At 61.2% G+C, this 18406-nt stretch carries 21 protein-coding genes; 8 read left to right on the forward strand and 13 right to left on the reverse strand.

From position 1 onward, the window contains the following. Positions 1–2 precede the first annotated feature (2 nt). Positions 3–989: a heparan-alpha-glucosaminide N-acetyltransferase gene (locus ACODTZ_RS11575; RefSeq protein ID WP_489025845.1), complete on the reverse strand. Its 987-nt coding sequence runs from the start codon at positions 987–989 to the stop codon at positions 3–5. Continuing rightward, on the reverse strand, positions 990–1754 hold the full coding sequence (locus ACODTZ_RS11580; RefSeq protein ID WP_489026212.1) for a DUF599 domain-containing protein: 765 nt from the start codon (positions 1752–1754) through the stop codon (positions 990–992). 188 nt (positions 1755–1942) lie between these two features. Here ACODTZ_RS11580 and ACODTZ_RS11585 point away from each other — a divergent pair, with 188 nt between their 5' ends. Both ACODTZ_RS11585 and ACODTZ_RS11590 read left to right on the forward strand, forming a co-directional pair. Continuing rightward, positions 1943–3349: an L-serine ammonia-lyase gene (locus ACODTZ_RS11585; RefSeq protein WP_489025847.1), complete on the forward strand. Its 1407-nt coding sequence runs from the start codon at positions 1943–1945 to the stop codon at positions 3347–3349. A gap of 124 nt (positions 3350–3473) precedes the next feature. Then, positions 3474–3911, forward strand: coding sequence for a DUF1489 family protein (locus ACODTZ_RS11590; RefSeq protein ID WP_489025848.1), 438 nt, complete (start codon positions 3474–3476; stop codon positions 3909–3911). A 40-nt stretch (positions 3912–3951) separates the two neighbouring features. Here ACODTZ_RS11590 and ACODTZ_RS11595 read toward each other — a convergent pair whose 3' ends face one another. The 7 genes from ACODTZ_RS11595 to ACODTZ_RS11625 all read right to left on the reverse strand — a co-directional run bounded on the left by ACODTZ_RS11595 (position 3952) and on the right by ACODTZ_RS11625 (position 10271). Beyond that, positions 3952–4230 carry a hypothetical protein gene (locus ACODTZ_RS11595; protein ID WP_047510376.1) on the reverse strand — a complete coding sequence of 93 codons (279 nt, stop codon included), beginning with the start codon at positions 4228–4230 and terminating at the stop codon, positions 3952–3954. Positions 4231–4345: 115 nt separating this feature from the next. Then, positions 4346–5779, reverse strand: coding sequence for a serine hydrolase (locus ACODTZ_RS11600; RefSeq protein ID WP_489025850.1), 1434 nt, complete (start codon positions 5777–5779; stop codon positions 4346–4348). A gap of 139 nt (positions 5780–5918) precedes the next feature. Beyond that, a complete protein-coding gene (locus ACODTZ_RS11605) occupies positions 5919–6671 on the reverse strand; it encodes a hypothetical protein (RefSeq protein ID WP_489025852.1) in 753 nt (250 codons plus the stop codon). A 250-nt stretch (positions 6672–6921) separates the two neighbouring features. Then, positions 6922–7527 carry a transglutaminase-like cysteine peptidase gene (locus tag ACODTZ_RS11610; protein ID WP_489025853.1) on the reverse strand — a complete coding sequence of 202 codons (606 nt, stop codon included), beginning with the start codon at positions 7525–7527 and terminating at the stop codon, positions 6922–6924. Between the two features lie 374 nt (positions 7528–7901). Next, entirely contained in the window at positions 7902–8870 is a 969-nt protein-coding gene (gene pip, locus ACODTZ_RS11615) for a prolyl aminopeptidase (RefSeq protein WP_489025854.1), read from the reverse strand. A gap of 59 nt (positions 8871–8929) precedes the next feature. Continuing rightward, positions 8930–9541, reverse strand: a complete 612-nt coding sequence (locus ACODTZ_RS11620) for a PilZ domain-containing protein (protein ID WP_026283270.1) — start codon at positions 9539–9541, stop codon at positions 8930–8932. Between the two features lie 88 nt (positions 9542–9629). After that, positions 9630–10271: a PAS domain-containing protein gene (locus ACODTZ_RS11625; protein WP_489026214.1), complete on the reverse strand. Its 642-nt coding sequence runs from the start codon at positions 10269–10271 to the stop codon at positions 9630–9632. A 303-nt stretch (positions 10272–10574) separates the two neighbouring features. On the opposite strand from ACODTZ_RS11625, the gene ACODTZ_RS11630 reads away from it, so the two are divergent. Together ACODTZ_RS11630 and ACODTZ_RS11635 are read left to right on the forward strand one after the other, a co-directional pair. Then, positions 10575–11342, forward strand: coding sequence for a rhomboid family intramembrane serine protease (locus ACODTZ_RS11630; RefSeq protein ID WP_489025857.1), 768 nt, complete (start codon positions 10575–10577; stop codon positions 11340–11342). A 102-nt stretch (positions 11343–11444) separates the two neighbouring features. Next, a complete protein-coding gene (locus ACODTZ_RS11635) occupies positions 11445–11879 on the forward strand; it encodes a CBS domain-containing protein (RefSeq protein WP_047510387.1) in 435 nt (144 codons plus the stop codon). A gap of 20 nt (positions 11880–11899) precedes the next feature. Here ACODTZ_RS11635 and ACODTZ_RS11640 read toward each other — a convergent pair whose 3' ends face one another. From ACODTZ_RS11640 to folE, 3 genes are all read right to left on the reverse strand, one after another. Next, the gene (locus ACODTZ_RS11640) at positions 11900–12862 is read right to left on the reverse strand and encodes a patatin-like phospholipase family protein (RefSeq protein WP_112945625.1); all 963 of its coding nucleotides are present in this window, start codon (positions 12860–12862) and stop codon (positions 11900–11902) included. 109 nt (positions 12863–12971) lie between these two features. Beyond that, the gene (gene hisI / locus ACODTZ_RS11645; protein ID WP_111561464.1) at positions 12972–13430 is read right to left on the reverse strand and encodes a phosphoribosyl-AMP cyclohydrolase; all 459 of its coding nucleotides are present in this window, start codon (positions 13428–13430) and stop codon (positions 12972–12974) included. Between the two features lie 24 nt (positions 13431–13454). Further along, positions 13455–14069: a GTP cyclohydrolase I FolE gene (folE, locus tag ACODTZ_RS11650; protein WP_047510394.1), complete on the reverse strand. Its 615-nt coding sequence runs from the start codon at positions 14067–14069 to the stop codon at positions 13455–13457. Between the two features lie 303 nt (positions 14070–14372). Here folE and ACODTZ_RS11655 point away from each other — a divergent pair, with 303 nt between their 5' ends. The 3 genes from ACODTZ_RS11655 to ACODTZ_RS11665 are packed head-to-tail and all read left to right on the forward strand — an operon-like array spanning position 14373 to position 15782. Next, complete coding sequence (locus ACODTZ_RS11655; RefSeq protein ID WP_489025860.1) at positions 14373–14819, forward strand: iron-sulfur cluster assembly scaffold protein; 447 nt, start codon at positions 14373–14375, stop codon at positions 14817–14819. Positions 14820–14829: 10 nt separating this feature from the next. Further along, on the forward strand, positions 14830–15231 hold the full coding sequence (gene yidD, locus ACODTZ_RS11660; RefSeq protein WP_489025861.1) for a membrane protein insertion efficiency factor YidD: 402 nt from the start codon (positions 14830–14832) through the stop codon (positions 15229–15231). Next, entirely contained in the window at positions 15228–15782 is a 555-nt protein-coding gene (locus ACODTZ_RS11665) for a DUF1697 domain-containing protein (RefSeq protein WP_489025863.1), read from the forward strand. The genes yidD and ACODTZ_RS11665 overlap by 4 nt, the downstream gene beginning before the upstream one ends. Here ACODTZ_RS11665 and ACODTZ_RS11670 read toward each other — a convergent pair. Beyond that, complete coding sequence (locus ACODTZ_RS11670) at positions 15779–16171, reverse strand: VOC family protein (RefSeq protein ID WP_489025865.1); 393 nt, start codon at positions 16169–16171, stop codon at positions 15779–15781. The two genes, ACODTZ_RS11665 and ACODTZ_RS11670, sit on opposite strands and share 4 nt — an antisense overlap. 202 nt (positions 16172–16373) lie before the next feature. On the opposite strand from ACODTZ_RS11670, the gene thrS reads away from it, so the two are divergent. Further along, positions 16374–18380 (forward strand): threonine--tRNA ligase, encoded by a 2007-nt coding sequence (thrS, locus tag ACODTZ_RS11675; RefSeq protein WP_111561469.1) that lies wholly within the window; start codon positions 16374–16376, stop codon positions 18378–18380. Positions 18381–18406: the final 26 nt, after the last annotated feature.

Below are 18406 nucleotides of genomic sequence, written 5' to 3' on the forward strand. Positions count from 1 at the left end.
CCTTATTGGGGCGCAGCGCTGCATTCGCTGGCAAGGCTGAGGATGCGACCATCATCGGCCTTGACCTCGCCGGATTGAAACGGCGTGAACAGCTTCTGCTCCTGCAGTTTATCGAGCGTGCACTGGCAGAAGCTACGGCACAACGCTTCGCCTTCCTGCAGGCTGCAGGACGTGTTGCATTGCTGCAGATAGGTCTGCACGGGATCGGGCTTTGCCGGCGGCACGATGTAAGCGAGCGCGAACGCAATCGAGATCAGTACCGGCTGGTGGATGAGGTAAAAAGCAAGGCTGTGCCGGCCCAGCCGCGCAAGCAGGCTCGATCCGGTTCCTAAGCTGGCGAGATTGGCTGGAAGCCCCGTTCTGAGCGCGATCGCAGCACTCGTCAGCCCAAGCAGAAACGGCACCATCCACGGAAACAGCGGAACATAGTCGTTGGAGCGCTGCGGCATCTCGGCGAAGCCGATCCAGGCGAGGTAGCGCGGATCGAAGAAAGGCGAGCGCAGGATACCCGGCGATACCCACGTATCAGCGATCCATCCGGCGACCGCGACGATGGTGACGGCGACGATCGCGGGCAGGGGCAATCGCAACAGCAGCACGCCCACCACGCTCAGCACGGCGATGCAGTGCAGGATCCCGAAGAAGATCCATTCTCCCGGCATGAAGAAATAGGTCGCCACGGAGATGGCCACCGACGCGGCGGCGATCATCGCGAACCGCTTCCGGAACGAAGCCCAGCGCGTCTCCGGCGTATTGGCGAGCACGAGGCTGACGCCGACGATGAACAGGAAGGTCGAGGCGATGGCGCGGGCATAGAGCTTCAGCCAGCCGGTCTCGGCCGTGCCCGGCGCAAGATAGCCGACGAACTCCATATCCCAGGTGAAGTGATAGGTCGCCATAGCGATCAGCGCCGCGCCACGCAGCGTGTCGAGCAAGCCGATGCGCGGCGGCTTTTGCGCCGCTACGGTCTCCGTCGCCGGAACAGTCATTCACAATCCCCCAGATGAGTCGTTTCCGTCGGCTGACGGATTGCTGCGGGGAATAGGAGAAAGGTGGAGATTTGATGACGGCTCGCGATCCATGATCGCCAGCCGTGCCTCCGAGAAGAACTGCCGCCGCGTCAGGACGACGATGACGATGGTGGTCGTCAGCATGAAGACATAGGGGTTGATGAACCAGCCGAGATAGCCGATCGACAGGAAGATAGCCCTGAGCCCCTCGTTGAAATGACCGCCGGCGATGATGTTCATGCGGATGACGCGCTCGGCGGCCCGTTCAGCCGCCAGAACGTCGTTTTCCGTGTCGCGCATCATCGGGATACCGCCGAACAGGATCGTGCAGTAGTTGAACAGGCGATAGGACCAGCCGAACTTGAAGAAGGCATAGCCGAACAGCGCCGCCAGTCCACCGACCTTCATCTCGAACACCGCGTGGCCGCTATGGAGAACCAGCGGCAGATCGGCGAACACCGCATCGACCTTCTCCGTCGCGCCGAGTAGCGCGAAGCAGCTGCCGACCTCGAAGATCGAGGTGGAGGCGAAGAAGGCCGTGCCGTTCTGCAGGCCGGCCATGATCTGCGTATCGATCATCTTCAGGTCGCGGCGCAGCGAATTGTAGATCCACTCGCGTCTACGCTCGATCATCGCATGCGTGAGACTGGTGCGGCCGAAGAGACTGGCGCTGCGCAATAGTCGCGCGTAACCGAACCACATGAGCGCGAAGAAGCACAGGGCGATGTAATCTGGTGTCGTCATCATTATATTGATTCAGTCCCTCTCCACGCGCCCACTCTATAGATAGAAGCGCTGACCGCAACAACGGGCGGACATGGAACCTTTCACAGGATGATGTCGCACGCGTGAAATGCTATGTCGGTGGACCGAACGGATCGCAGGCCGCGCTGGCGTAGCTTGATTAAGTAAATTCTCAACAGGACGCACCCATGTTCCTTTCTGTTTTCGACGTATTCAAGATCGGCGTCGGCCCTTCCAGTTCCCACACGATGGGGCCGATGACGGCGGCGAACCGCTTTCTCGATCTGATTCTGTCGGATGAATGGCCGCGCCCGTCTTCGGGTGCCAATGTCGCGGCAATCAAGGTCAGCCTGCACGGCTCGCTCGCCCACACCGGTATCGGCCACGGGACGGGCAGGGCCGTCATCCTCGGCCTGATGGGCGAGCAGCCTGACAGCGTCGATCCCGATCAGATGGACGGCATTATCGACAAGGTCGAGCGCGCCGGCCGCATCACCCCGCCAGGGCATCCCGCCTATCAGTTCCAGCCGAAGACCGATCTGGTATTCGACAAGAAGCAGCCGCTACCGGGCCATGCCAACGGCATGTCCTTCTCCGCCTTCGACAAGGACGGCCGGATGCTCGTGCGCCGCATCTACTATTCCGTTGGCGGTGGCTTCGTCGTCACCGATACGGAACTGGAAACCATGCGCGCCAAGAAGAAGATGCCGTCGGATGGCGTCAAGGTGCCGTATCCCTTCTCCACCGCCAAGCAGATGCTCGAGATGGCGGCACGCTCCGGCATTTCGATCGCGCAGATGAAGCGCGCCAACGAGGAAAGCCGGTGCAGCCGCGAGGAGCTCGACGAGGGCCTCGACCGGATCTGGGAAGCGATGCGCTCCTGCATCGAGCGCGGCCTCAAGGTCGATGGCATCATGCCGGGTGGTCTCAATGTCCGCCGCCGCGCACGCTCGATCCATGACAAGCTGCAGGAAGAGTGGCGCAGCAACCGCATCAATCCGCTGCTCGCCAACGACTGGCTGAGTGTCTATGCCATGGCCGTCAACGAGGAGAACGCGGCCGGCGGCCGCGTGGTGACCGCGCCGACCAATGGCGCCGCCGGCGTCATCCCGGCGACGATCCGCTATTACGAACACTTTCACGACGATTGGGATCAGAACGGCATCCGAGACTACCTGCTGACGGCAGCAGCCGTCGGCGGCATCATCAAGCACAACGCGTCGATCTCCGGCGCCGAAGTCGGCTGTCAGGGCGAAGTCGGCTCGGCGGCGGCCATGGCGGCTGCCGGTCTCGCGGCCGTCATGGGCGGCACGCCGGAGCAGATCGAGAACGCAGCGGAAATTGCACTGGAACACCATCTCGGCATGAGCTGCGATCCCGTCGCCGGTCTCGTCCAGGTTCCCTGCATCGAGCGCAACGCACTTGGCGCCGTGAAGGCCGTGACCGCCGCGTCGCTCGCGATCAAGGGCGACGGTCGCCACTTCGTTCCGCTCGACGCCTGCATCGAGACCATGCGCCAGACCGGCTACGACATGAGCGAGAAGTACAAGGAAACCTCGACCGGCGGCCTCGCGGTCAACGTCGTGGAGTGTTGATAGGCCGGGCCGGCTATCGCGGTCTGGACGGCGTATCACACTGTGATTGGAAAACCGGCGGCTATGGGCCGCCGGCGCGTTCAAGCCGCTTGACGCTGCCGCGCAAAAGGATTTGAACGGCGGTATGGCATTGCATCTTATCAAACTCTGCGTCGGCGCCGACTCGATCGACGACTTGCGCGAATGGGTGGCCGAACGCTCCTTGAGGGCGATCGCAGCCGGCATGGAACCACACTCCGTCCACACGACCCGAATGGTCCCGAAGAAGATCGACGAGCTGCTCGACGGTGGCTCACTGTATTGGGTGATCAAGGGGCAGGTTCAGGCGCGGCAGAAGCTGCTCGATATCCAGAGCTTTACCGATGGCGAGGGTATTGGCCGCTGCCATCTGGTGCTCGGCCCCGAGGTCATCGAAACGGCAGTACAGCCGAAGCGTGCTTTCCAGGGCTGGCGCTATTATCCAGAGGAAGATCGCCCGCGCGATCTCGATACGCTCGGCGAGGGCGTTGCTGAGATGCCCGCAGACCTGCGCCGCGAGCTCTCCGAACTCGGCCTTCTCTGACGAAACGCATCACGTCAGAGAAAGACCCGTTCGTTTCGGCTCAGCGGAGCCGCATCGTCACAGGCGCCCGGCCTTCCGGGTTGGTGACGTGAAGATGGATATTCGCTTCGGGCTGCGAGTAGCGCCAGGCACGCGCGCCATGCGACAAGAGCAGATTGATCAGGTCCTTGGTCTTGGCTGTCTTCGCCTTCGGTCGCGGCATGCCAATCTCGGCAAGACGCATCGCCGCTTCGTGAAGCGGATGCAGAACCGAGCGCGGATTCTTGCCAGTCAACCGACCTTCGGCCGGAAATTCCGGAACATTCTCGTTGATCGCCATAATTATCCCCGTACGCAATACAAATCAGGTCTAGGAAGGTCGGCCCTGTCGCGAACACCGATCAAGGCCGAATTCCGGGCCGCCGCCTGAACGTGATAGGCGGCGGTTGTCTTCATTACTGGGCGGAGGCCCAGCACTTCACGCCGGCACGCTTCAGCGTGTTGCAGGCGTTGACGGCTTGCTTCTGGTCGTCGAAGCCACCGAAACGTGCGCGATAGCTGCCGGCATAGGCGACGGCGAAGGGCTTCGCGGAACGCAGTGCCTTGCCGCCCTTGCTCTTCGCGCCATCGAGCAGATCCATGGCTGCTTCGCGGCTGGCCGAGACGCCGATCTGCACGACCCAACCTTCCGGCTGCGCCTGCTTGGTGGATGCGGTCGTGACGTTGTCGACCGAGGTATCACCCTGTTCCGGCGGAACATAGGCGGTGGTCGGCGTGGGAACCGGAGCGGCTGCGGCCTGCTTGATCGGCTGCGTCTTCACCTTCGTCGGCTGCGGCATTTCCTGCAGAAGCGGATTGTCGGACTTGGACGACGACGTGCCGGCATAGGCGACCTGCGCCGAGGCAACCTCGGTGCGGCTGACCGGCAGCGGATGCGTCGGCGGCAGTTCCGCGACTTCCTGCTTGGCAACGGTTACCGGAATGACGGTTTCGGACGAAATCTTCGGCGCCTGGGCGACCAGCGCGGATCCACCACGGGTCGAAGCCTTCGGCAGGTACGACGCAATCAGGTTGCGCATCTGGGTGTCGCGGGCAGGCGTGGAAGCACCACCGAGAACGACGCCAACGATCGACTTGCCATCGACCTGAACCGAGCTCACGAGATTGAAGCCGGCAGCGCGGGTGTAACCGGTCTTGATGCCGTCAACGCCGCGCACCGAACCGACCAGGCGGTTATGGCTGCGGATGATGCGGTTGCCGAACTTGAAGCTCTGCGTGGAGAAATAGCCGTAATACTGCGGGAAATGCTGGCGCAGCGCGATGCCGAGACGGGCCTGGTCGCGCGCCGTGGTCATCTGCGCGGTGTTCGGCAGGCCGTTGGCATTGCGGTAAGTGGTGCGCGTCATGCCGAGCGCATGCGCCTTCGCAGTCATGATCTGCGCGAAACGGTCTTCCGAACCGCCGAGCAGTTCGCCGAGCGCGGTAGACGCGTCGTTGGCGGAAAGGGTGACGAGGCCGAGAATGGCCTGCTCGACCGAAATCGTGGCGCCCGGGCGAACGCCGAGCTTGGTCGGGGCCTGGCCGGATGCATGAGCGGAGAAGGGAACGGCGCTATCGAGACGGATGCGGCCCTGTTCGAGCGCTTCGAACGTCAGATAGAGCGTCATCATCTTGGTCAGCGAAGCCGGATACTGCAAGCGATCGGCGTTTTCGCTGTAGAGGACATTGCCGGTATTGGCGTCGACGACGATGCCGGCATACTTCGAATTGGCAGCTTCCGCGCTTGAAGCCAAGCCAACCATACCGACTGCCATGGACAGCGCAACGATCGCCTTGATCAGGAAATTGCTGGAGCGGGACGGGGAAGCGGAAGAAGCTGACCTTGACACTATTTCACTCTTTGCTTGGCTTGCAGTTTAGAAGAATCGGGACCGCGCTTCGCCCGCACGATCAACCTCGTTGAAGGTAGCTCTTCGGGGTTACCAATCCGTTTATGATTAATCGTTTGTTTCACCGTTTCGGACCATTCTACCTGGATGTAGCGGAACGGTTCACGAGGCGCGTTTCCACAAATTGGGCAATAGCGGCATCAATATGTTCCCACTCCGCCAAATGACGGCTGGAGAAGCGGTAAAGCACACTTAAATCGCGCCCGACCTTGATATCGCGCTGGCAATCGCCGCTGGTCGTCAGCTCTGGGCTCGCCGGCAGCAGGCAGCGCACGACGTAGTCGGCACCACCCTTGCGTGGCGCCGTCAGCAGCACTTCGTCGCCATATCCGGTATCGGCCCGAAGCTTGTGGAGCGTCATGCCGTTGGCGAAGGGATGTGGGGTCGGGTCGATCAGATGCGAGTAGATCGGCTCGAATCGGCCGGACATGTCACGCGACATGGTCGCCTGCGTGACCTGCAGGAAGATCAGGTCCGGGGACTTGGCGATGTCGTCGAAGCGATCGCGGTTCTCGCTCGAATAACCCTGCATTTGCGGCCATGCCAGATAGAGGTCGGCGCGCTCGGCGGTGCCGCTATGCCGCTGGCTGGGGAAGCGGATCGTGTTTTCCTGGAGCTGAAGCGTATCCTGGCCGATCGTGAGTGTTACCGGCGCGGTGCTGTCGGTATTCCCGGCAAGCGACACGCGCGCGCCGAACCATCGGCCGCCGAGGCTGATAGCAATGGTAAGCACCGCCAGAAGGGCGATGACAATGGTTGTGCGGATGAGAAAGCCAGTCGACAGGAGAGGGGATTCCTCAACCTCTGTGGAGCTCTGAATGGCCTGGCGCATGACGGCTTTCGAGTATCTGACCGTCGCAGGAAAAACGTGAGCCGCCGGTGTCGCTGATCTATGGCGTGATGATCGGGCTTGTGTGGTTAATTAAGCGTTAACCGAGGGCGTCGGGCTCATGCCGATGGCCCATAAAAAGCGAGCCGCTCCTGGGACAGCAGGAGCGGCTCTTGAGACGCCGGTCTGGACGTGCATGCGGGGACGGGACCAGGCGCCTTGCTTGCCCACCGGATTGCTCCGGCGGATGGAATTACTTGACGCTACCGACAGCCACGGCGCGGCCGTCCTGGAGCTTGACCCAGCGGGTTGGATCGCTGGACGACTGGCGCTTCAGATAGGTGTACTCGGTATCGGCCCAGAGCATGACCTTGTTGCGCATGTTGTCGAGAATGAAGTCGCCGCGATCGGTGCGCACGGTCAGCACGGCATGGCCATCGCCATTCGGCTGCAGCACGACGGTCATCAGGAGGTTCGACGGCGAGAAGCCGGCTTCGATCAGCATCTTGCGCTTCAGAAGCGCGTAGTCTTCGCAGTCGCCTGCAGTCTTCGGATAGGCCCAGCGTTCCTCGACGCCGTAGATCTCCATGTCGGTCATCGGCGTGATCTCGGAGTTGACCTGGTAGTTGATCTTCAGGATCGTTTTCCAGCTGTCTTCGGTCAGCACCATCGTGCCCTGGTCGCCGGCTGCGTTCTTGCAGTCCTCAGGAATTTCCTTGCAGAACTGATAGGCGCCGATCGGCGGGCTGGTGTTGCCGAGAACAGTCATGCTCTGGTAGCCGGCCTGTCCGGCGCCTGCCATCGACATGAGCATCGCGGCAGCGGCGAGGCCGCCCTTGATGAAGTTTGTTATCGTCATTTTGTATGTCCCCGTTTGTGTGGAGACATTGCCAGACGTGTTTTTACTCGACGCAAAATTCAGAAGCAAAATTAAATGCTTAGTTGATTCAAAAGCGCGTCGAATTCGACTAAAATCAACATCGAATTTTACCGGAATTCGAAGGGAATGTTTACCAAGGTTGCTTCAAATTTTATCTTTCTCAAAAAGCCTCGCCGCCATCGGATGGCTCGTTTCGAGGCAAAAGATTAACGCGGGCGGTCAGGTCGCCATTTCGGTAATATTGCGTTCATCATGTGGCTTCGAGGGAATCGGTGCTCTCTCGGCCGCCGGAAGGCCGGATTCGCCCGCAAATGGCGCGTTTTGAGCCGCTTTTTGAGGTGATGCGTCGAAAATTATTTTTGAGAAATTTCGCGAAATCTGTCGGTCGCGGCGATAATTGCGCGCGCCATGCCGTCATGATCGGGCGAATGGGTGGCGTTTTCGACGATGATGAGCTCGCTTCCCGGCCACGCCCGCGCCAATTCCCATGCTGTGGTCAATGGCGCCTCCAGGTCGAGCCGTCCCCGAACGAGAATGCCGGGGATCGAGGCCAGCTCTCCGGCGTCCCGCAACAGCGCACCTTCCTCGAGCCACGCCGCATGGCTGAAGTAGTGGGTTATGATCCGGGCACGAGTGAGCAGATATTCCGGATTTCGCCAGCGTCGCGGATAGCCGTCGGGGTTGGCAAGCAGGATGGACGCTGCCTCCCAATCGTGCCAGTCCCGCGCCGCCTTGAGACGCACGTCGAGGTCGGGCCCATTGAGCAATTCCCGATAGCTCTCAAGAGCGCCCTTGGCTCTCATGTCACCGGGAAGGGATGCATTGAGCCCATGCCACTCCTCGGGAAACAGCGCGGCCATGCCCTGCGTCAGCCATTCGATTTCTGATCGCCTTGTCGTCGTCACGCCGGCGAGCACCATGGCCGCGACGCGGGCCGGATGGGTCTGCGCATAGGCGAGCGCAAGCGTGGATCCCCAGGATGTCCCGAACAGCACCCAATCCGTCACCCCAAGGTGACAACGGAGCTTCTCAATGTCGTCGATCAGGTGCCAGATCGTGTTGGTCGAGAGATCCGTCCCCATCTCGGCAGCATTGGGAAGGCTGCGGCCGCAATTTCTCTGGTCGAACAGGATGATCCGATAGACGGATGGGTCGAAATAGCGTGCCGCTGATGGCGATGAGCCGGAACCCGGCCCGCCATGCAGATAGAGCGCCGGCCGTCCATCAGGATTGCCGTAGCTTTCCCAGTGGATCAGATGGCCGTCCCCGACATCGAGGAGGCCGTAGTCGTAAGCTTCAATCTCTGGGAAAAGAATCGACATCCGGGCGCCTCCTTGGAGGGCCTCAATCTATCAGCTTTGTGAAGCCGGGATGACGACGATCAGAGAAATTCGCGCAGCGTGTCGCGCGATTGCAGCGACAGGAACTCGATCGCGACGCCTTCGACGAAGTGACGCACCACGCGGCCGCGCATGTTGCCGAGACGCAGCGCTGTGCCGATCGCGGGGCGAACCTCGACGTCGACAGCGGCGCCCGAGAGCGACAAGTCCATGATCCGGCACATATACTGGGTGCCGTCCTCGAGCGTGATTTCCGTCTGCGTCTCGCGCGGCATCAGACGATCGTGACGACGATCTTCAGGCAGCCCGAGTTCATGCTTGTTGGCAAGCCACGTCAGCTGCGCGGCAAGCTTCTCGCGCTTGCGCTCGGTGGCGTGGATGGACATGTTGAAGCCGCGGCTATCGATCGTCTGGACATAGCCTTCGACGCGACCGAGGTGATCGATATAGGCGACGACGCGTTCGTTGACGCGCGGTCGGCCCTGGCAGGTCACATACATGTCGCCGGGCGACATATCGATGACCAGGCACTCGAATTCCTCGTAATTTGCCAGCATCAGGCGGCCCTGCATATTGATGGGCACGCGCTGGAATGCACCTTGTTCAAGGCGAGGCGCAGTTTTTTGCGTCTGAGCTTGCTGGAAAGCGTGCATTAAAGGGCTTCTTTTACAAATAGCTTGGCGCCAAGCTTTACTCGCAATCCATTAACAGAAGGTTGTTCAGGCGAGGGTGATTTACCGCTCAGCGGTAGTGCCGAAATGGTGCATCCTGTTTCACGGGTTCATCCATCAGGCTGGACATCAGACGACGCACCGTATCGGCGATCGAGCGGCTGCCGCTGGTCGCCGCACGGGGCTCGTTCGCGCCGCTTTGCGTGCTCTCCACCGGGTCGAGCTGCTCGTGAAGCAACCGGCTGCGGTCGAGCGCCAGGAACTGCAGCGGAACGACCTCCAGCCAGCTCGCGGTCGTGGCCGGTGCGATTGCGCCGAGCAGCTTGTCGCATTCCCCCTCGGCATTGCGCAGTGGCAGCAGAATGATCTCGAAGGCGGCGCGATGGCCGGCGGTGCTGTATCCGGTGGCATTCAACAGCGCCGGGATGCCGTGCTCCATGACGCCGACGGCCGTCTTCTCGATGTCCTCATGGCCGTGCGCCCAGAGCTCCGACAAACAGCTGCCGCCAAGGTCGTGGCCGAAGAGATCGCAGATACGCGTACCGGCGAGACGGAAGGTGACGCGACTCGTCTCGGACGTTTCGAGCATGAAGAGGCTGGAGAGAAGCTGGCTTATATTGCGTGGCTCCACCTGCGTCCGCAGGGGAGCGATCTCGCTGCCGCGTAGCTTGTTCCAGTAGTCGAAGATCTGGATGGTGGTGTTGAGGCGCATGGGACTGCCGATCTGTTTCATTTCGGTTCAAACGGCGGCCATCATGGCCACCTTGCCCTATGCCATGCGGATTTCATGCCAGATCCGGGCAGTTAAGGTTAAGGAAGGGTTTCGATTGTCTGTGACGGCCTCTCGTGCCAGTATCTTTTCATTGCTTCCGGTATTGGAAGTTCAGCATGAATTGCTCGGGCGCGAGGTCATTCTCGGGGGACGCTCAGCAAGCCGTTCGGTAGATTGCCGGACGGCTTTTTTTTTGACCTGTCGTCCTGTAAGCCAGTGCACGCGAAGTGAACGAGGAATGCAATGGACGATACGAACGAGCCGCACCAGCCGACCGAGCCCGCCGCCAAGCCGCCGCGTACGCCCATTTTCAATCTTCCAGGCGCCATTGTCGCAACGATCGGTCTCCTAGCGGCGATCTATGCCGTGCAGGCGATTTTCCTGACCGAAAGCAGCGTCGACATGCTGTTCTTCGATTTCGGCTTCATTCCGCTGCGCTACATCACGCCCTTGGCCGAGCAGGGGCCGCAATTGTTCTGGACGCCGCTCACCTATTCGCTGCTGCATGGAAATATCGAGCATATCCTGTTCAACGGGCTATGGCTGATGGCCTTTGGCGCACCGGTCGCCCGCCGCATCGGTTGGGTTCGCTATACGGTCTTCTGGGTGCTTGCAGCCGTCGCGTCGGCCGCGCTTCACGCCGTGCTGAATTGGGGGCAGGCCACGGTCCTGATCGGTGCCTCCGGCGTGGTCTCGGCCCTGATGGGTGCTGCGTGCCGCTTTGCGTTCCCGTCGGAGCGTCGCGTCGCGCTTCCCGCCCATCTCAATCCGCGGCTCTCGATCGTGGAAACCTTCCGCAGCCGCACCGTCGTCATGTTCATGCTCTTCTGGTTCGTCGGCAATATTCTGATCGCGGTCGGCATTCCGCTGATCGGTGACACCGGCGCGCCGATTGCCTGGGACGCCCATATCGGCGGCTTTCTCTTCGGCTTCGTGCTGTTTTCGCTCTTCGACCGCCCACCGCCCGAACTTCCCTCTATTTCAGAGGATGCGGATATATTGCAATCCTGAGCGTTGAAGTGCACCATTCGAACTGATCCGCGTTGGGAGGAGAGACCGCCGCGGATGCCTGTGATCAGCTGAAGTGTCTCACTTTCGACATAGGAGGTTCAAATGTCCAATACAGTCAAAGCCATACTGGATGCCAAGGGCAGGGACGTCGTCACCGCCGGCCCGAACACGACCGTTTCCGAAGCAGCCGCGATTCTAAGCAAGAAGAAGATCGGCGCCATCGTCATCGTCGGCATGGAAAACAAGATCGCCGGGATCTTTACCGAGCGCGACGTGGTTCACGCCATCGCCAAGTCCGGCCCTGCCTGTCTTGATAGCTCCGTGGCATCGGTGATGACGGCGAAGGTCTATCGCTGCAACGAGGCAACGACCGTCAACGAGCTGATGGAGCTGATGACCAGCCGGCGCTTCCGCCATGTGCCGGTCGAAACCGCTGGAAAGCTCGCCGGCATCATCTCGATCGGTGACGTGGTCAAGACCCGTATCGCCGAGGTCGAACGCGAGGCTGAGGACATCAAGGCCTATATCGCAGGCTGAATGAAGGCGCGCCGGCTTGCTCAGCTGGAGCCGGCGAACAACTCCTGCATGCGCCTCAACTCGGGAAGCCGCGCCGTGGCTTCCTGATAGCCGCGCTCGATCGCTTCGCCGGCGCGATGAAACTCCGAGAGACCGATATCGCTCAATCTTGGCTGCAGCGAGATATCTGGCGGATCGCCCGCCAGACGCGCACGCGCGATGCGATCCTGGATGATATTGAACGCCTGCACCATCACACCGGTCATGCCAAGCTTCGCGTAAGGCGCATGCTCCTGCTTCTGCACCTCGGACGGCGTCAGGCTGGCGCTATGGCGCACCACGGCCGAGCGGCCATAGATGTCGTAGTTGAGGTTCACGGCGACGACCAGCGGCTGCTCGTAGGCGCGGCAGACCGAGACGGGGACGGGATTGACCAGAGCGCCATCCACTAGCGTCCGGTGATTGCTGCGCACCGGCTCGAAAATGCCGGGCAGGGCGTAGGATGCCCTCAGCGCCGTGATCAGCGAGCCGTTGGCGATCCAGACCTCGTGGCCGCTATTGACCTCGGCCGACACCGCGACGAAGGGGCGATCGAGATCCTCGACATTCAGCCCTTCCAAGTGTTCCTGCATGCGCTTGGTCAGCCGCATGCCGCCGAAAAGGCCGCTGCCGCCGATGGTCAGATCAAGCAGGCTGGCGATCCGGCGCATGGTCAGCGACCGGGCGAAACCCTCGAGTTCATCGAGCTTGCCCGCCAGATAGCAACCGCCCACCAGCGCGCCGATCGACGTTCCCGCGATCATGCCGATCTCGATACCCGCCTCGTCGAGCGCCCGGAGTACGCCGATGTGCGCCCAGCCGCGCGCAGCGCCGCCGCCAAGGGCAAGCGCCAGCTTCGGCTTTTTCGGTGTGGGGGCGGGAAGCTTGATGTCGGAGGGCGAGGCGATGCCAGCGTCGGAACCGACGGCTTCGGAGCCTTGACGGATCAAACTCCAGCTCACCATGGCAAACCTCCCCCTGGCGCGACGCGCAGGCAAATATTAGTGCGCCGCCACCCTTTCGAATTGGTATATGGCCGCCTCTTCTGACCCAAAAAGAGACGGTAGGCCGTTGTTACGGTTGTTTTCCGTAGACTTCGTGAGGATCGAACTGGCGCTCGTCGTCGGCGATCTCAAGCATCGGCTTGCCGTCTTCCAGGCTCACCGTCCGATAGAAGCAGGATCGGCGGCCAGTGTGGCAGGTCGCGTCGTGACCGGCAACTTCGACCTTTAGCCAAATTGCATCCTGGTCGCAGTCGGTGCGGATTTCCTTCACCGTCTGGATGTTGCCCGAGGTTTCGCCCTTCAGCCAGAGCTTGCCGCGCGAGCGGCTGAAATAGTGAGCCTGGCCTGTCTGGATGGTCAGCGCCAATGCCTTGGCGTTCATATGCGCCACCATGAGCAGCTCGCCGTCATGGGCGTCCGTCACGATAGCGGTGATCAGGCCGCGGTCATCGAACCGCGGCGTGAAATCACCGGCATCCTCGAGCTCGGACTTGTCTTCGGACGGCGCATTGAAGGCAAATGGCATCATCGCGGCTTTCTGAAATGAAGCCGGTCAGCGGCTCCGCACCATGGAAATAAATCGGGCTTGGTCAGCCGGCTCAGTTTTAAATGTGCCGGTGAAGGTTGTCGTCAATGTGGTCGAGCCCTGTTTCTGAACACCGCGCATTGCCATGCACATATGTTCGGCCTCGATCATCACTGCGACGCCGCGGGGAGCGAGCGTTTCGTCGATCGAACGGGCGATCTGGGCGGTCATGGTTTCCTGCGTTTGCAGGCGGCGGCCATAGATTTCAACCACGCGCGCGATCTTCGACAGACCGAGAACCTTGCCGTCGGGCATGTAGGCCACATGCGCCTTGCCAATGATCGGAACCATGTGGTGTTCGCAATGCGAGAAGAACGGAATGTCCTTCACCAGCACCATGTCGTCATAGCCCGCGACCTCTTCGAAGGTCCGGCCAAGCACCTCTTGCGCATCCATCTCATAGCCGGCGAAAAGCTCGCGATAGGCTTTCGCGACACGCGCCGGCGTATCCAGCAAACCCTCGCGCGCAGGGTCGTCGCCGGCCCAGCGGAGCAGCGTTCGCACCGCATCTTCGGCTTCCTTCTGGCTTGGGCGATTGGATTCTGGCGTGGTCTGCGGAAAGTTCTTTACGATGGCGTCCATCTGCAACTGTCTCCTGATCCGCAATGCGGACCGTATTTCGGACTAGCCACTGGCAATCCCACTCGGGAATAGTGCACCTTTGGCAGGCTCCGGGGCTTTCAGGGCGAAATTCTGCGGCCCATCCGGCACGGTTTCCCATTCAAACTTACACGAGGCCATTGCATTTCCATGGCCTTCGAACGACATACATATAGGAAAACGGCATCGCTATGTAAGTCTTCCAGCGTGACACGGTGTGTTTTTGTTTGGGTGACGATGAACAATGAGCCGTCTATCCGCATGAAATATGGAGCGGAATACCCGATGGACGACATCTACAACAGCAAAATTCTCGAATTTGCCGGTAATATTCCGCTGATCGGCGCTCTTGAGGAACCCGACGCCAGCGCCCAGGCGCACTCCAAGCTCTGCGGCTCCAAGGTCAGGATCTGGCTGAAGATGGACGGCGACACGGTCTCGGCCTTCGCCCATGACGTCAAGGCCTGTGCGCTCGGCCAGGCCTCGTCCTCGATCATGGCCCGCCACGTGGTCGGTGCGACGGCGCAGGAGTTGCGCCAGGCGCGCGCTGATATGCTCGCCATGCTGAAGGAAGACGGTGAGGGCCCATCGGGGCGTTTCGAGGATATGCGCTACCTGCGGCCGGTTCGCGAATACAAGGCCCGCCACGCCTCCACCATGCTGACCTTCGACGCAGTGGTCGATGCGATCGGTCAGGTCGAGGCCAAGCGCGCCGAGACCGTGGAAGCCTGAGCGGATCGCCATGTGCCAGTTCTGCTCGATGAACCACGATGACGACGAGGACGAAGGCGGCGCGGCCGCGTCGCCCAGGAAGAAGCCGGTTCATCACTCGCGCAACTACACCGGCCCCTTCCGCAAGACACCGGATCGCCTGTTCGGCATGGGCCTGATCCGGCTCTACCAACTGACCCTATCCGGCTTCATCGGTAATTCCTGCCGACACATCCCGACATGTTCCGAGTACGGCTACGAGGCCATCGCCCGCCATGGCCTGTGGAGCGGCGGATGGATGACGCTGTTTCGCGTCGGTCGCTGCGGCCCCGGCGGCACCAGCGGTCTCGACCGTGTACCGGAAACGCTCGGCGACCGTTTCCATTGGTGGACGCCGTGGCGCTATCTGGCGTTCGGCCGCAAGCCGACGTGACCGTTTACGTCGCACTCCTCCATAGCATCGTTCTGGCTCCGGGCCGCAGGGTGATCATGTCCGACCTGCGCGACATGGCCACGTCGCTCGGCTATCGCAATCCGCGCACCCTGGTTTCGACAGGCAATATCGTCTTCGAGGCACAGACGTCTCCAATTGGAGACATGGAGGCGCGGCTGGAGCAGGCGTTTCATGCGCGCTTCGGCAAGCCGGTCGATATCCTCGTTCGCACGGCCGAGGATTGGCGCAAGATCGCCGCCGCCAATCCGTTCCCTGATGGTGATGGTAGCCAGGTCATTCTGCGCGTCATGCGAAAGCCGCTCGACCGCACCGTTATCGAGCGGCTGCAGCCTCATGCCCAGCCGAACCAGCGCCTTGCCGTGATCGGTGGCGATCTCTGGATCGATTTCGCCGGCAAACCCAGCGAATGGAAGCTGCTCTCCGCTCTGACGACCAAACGCATGGGCGTCGGCACGCTGCGCAACTGGAACACCGTTCGCGGCCTCGCCGAAATGGTCGCGCAGGAGGCCGGCATTCAGCCTCTGACCTAGAGTTCGGGCGATCCGTAGCACATGAAGGCCAGCTTGTTGCCGTCGGGGTCCCTGATATAGGCGGCGTAAGGCGCGCCGCTGTAATGAGCCCGGTAGCCGGGTGCCCCATCGTCCGATCCGCCGCCCGTAAGCGCGATTTCATGCAGGCGATCGACCCGGGCAGGCTCGTCGATACGAAACGCCGTCATCGTTCCGTTGCCGGCGGTTGAATATCCTTTCAACGGGTAGCCGACGGAGAAACGTGAAACCGTTGCGTCATCCTTGCGCCCCCAGGACGCGGACGTGCCATCGAGAAAGCACTGCTCAAGGCCCATCTCACGAAACAGTGCATCGTAGAAACCGACCGATCTCGGGAGGTCGTTTGTTCCGACGGTGGTGTAAAGGATCATGCGCCACCTTGCGTTGCTGTTTCTGTCACTTTGCCATCGGCAGGGCCATTGTCAATGTGGCGATACCGTTGCCACGCCGGATCGGCTTTTCCTTTACTGCGACGGCAAATCCCGGTATCAGGCGGCGGCGTATTCGTGATCCGAAACGCGTCATTGCAACCACCCGCATTCGTTGGCGGGACTGGACAAGGAGAAGTCTAAAATGTCCCAATCCGTTTCCCTGACATTCCCCGATGGTTCCGTGCGCAGCTACGATGCTGGCGCAACCGGCAAGGATGTCGCTGAATCCATTTCTAAGTCGCTTGCCAAGAAGGCCGTCGCCATCGCGATCGACGGCACCGTGCGCGACCTTTCCGATCCCGTCGTCGACGGCACGATCGAGATCATCACCCGCACCGATCCCCGTGCGCTCGAGCTCATCCGCCACGACGCGGCCCACGTCATGGCCGAAGCCGTGCAGGAGCTGTGGCCTGGCACGCAGGTCACGATCGGCCCGGTGATCGAGAACGGCTTCTATTACGACTTCGCCAAGAACGAGCCCTTCACGCCTGACGATCTGCCGAAGATCGAAAAGAAGATGAAGGAGATCATCTCGCGCAACGCTGCCTTCACCAAGCAGATCTGGTCGCGCGAGAAGGCCAAGGAAGTCTTCGCCGCCAAGGGCGAAAGCTACAAGGTCGAGCTCGTTGACGCGATTCCTGAAGGCCAGGACCTGAAGATCTACAATCAGGGCGAATGGTTCGACCTCTGCCGCGGCCCGCACATGGCCTCCACCGGCCAGATCGGCACGGCCTTCAAGCTGATGAAGGTTGCCGGCGCCTATTGGCGTGGCGACAGCAACAACGCCATGCTCTCGCGCATCTACGGCACGGCCTGGGCCGAGCAGGCGGATCTCGACAACTACCTCCATATGCTGGCGGAAGCCGAAAAGCGCGATCACCGCAAGCTCGGCCGCGAAATGGACCTGTTCCATTTCCAGGAAGAAGGCCCTGGCGTCGTCTTCTGGCACGGCAAGGGCTGGAGGATGTTCCAGGCGCTGACTTCCTACATGCGCCGCCGTCTTGCCGGCACCTATGAAGAGGTCAACGCCCCGCAGGTTCTCGACGCCTCGCTCTGGGAGACCTCGGGTCACTGGGGCTGGTATCAGGAAAACATGTTCGCGGTGAAGTCGGCCTATGCCTTCACGCACCCGGAAGACAAGGAAGCCGACAACCGCGTCTTCGCGCTGAAGCCGATGAACTGCCCGGGTCACGTGCAGATCTTCAAGCATGGCCTGAAGTCTTACCGCGAGCTGCCGATCCGTCTTGCCGAGTTCGGCACGGTGCACCGTTACGAAGCCTCCGGCGCTCTGCACGGCCTGATGCGCGTTCGCGGCTTCACCCAGGACGACGCGCACGTCTTCTGCACGGAAGAGCAGATGGCGGCCGAATGCCTGCGCATCAACGATCTCATCCTGTCGGTCTATGAAGACTTCGGCTTCAAGGAAATCGTCGTCAAGCTCTCGACCCGTCCTGAAAAGCGCGTCGGCTCAGACGCTCTCTGGGACCGCGCCGAGGCCGTCATGACCGAAGTGCTGAAGACGATCGAGGAACAGTCCGAAGGCCGCATCAAGACCGGCATTCTGCCGGGCGAGGGCGCGTTCTACGGTCCGAAGTTCGAATACACGCTGAAGGACGCCATCGGCCGTGAATGGCAGTGCGGCACCACGCAGGTCGACTTCAACCTGCCGGAACGCTTCGGCGCCTTCTATATCGACAGCAACTCCGAAAAGACGCAGCCGGTGATGATCCATCGCGCCATCTGCGGCTCGATGGAGCGCTTCCTCGGCATCCTGATCGAAAACTTCGCCGGCCATCTGCCGCTGTGGATGTCGCCGCTGCAGATCGTGGTCGCGACGATCACTTCGGAAGCCGACGCTTACGGTGAAGAAGTGGCCGAGGCGCTGCGCGAGGCAGGCCTCCATGTCGAGACCGACTTCCGCAACGAGAAGATCAACTACAAGGTCCGCGAACACTCGGTCACCAAGGTGCCTGTCATCATCGTCTGCGGCAAGAAGGAAGCCGAAGAGCGCACGGTCAACATCCGCCGTCTCGGCAGCCAGGAGCAGAGCTCGATGTCGCTCGACGACGCGATCGCTGCCCTGACGCACGAAGCGACGCCGCCGGACGTGCTGCGCAAGGCCGCTGCCAGAAAGGCGAAGGCTGCCTGAGGTCTTCGTGACCTTTAACTGAAAAC

The sequence above is a fragment of the Rhizobium sp. FG113 genome (assembly GCF_057809895.1).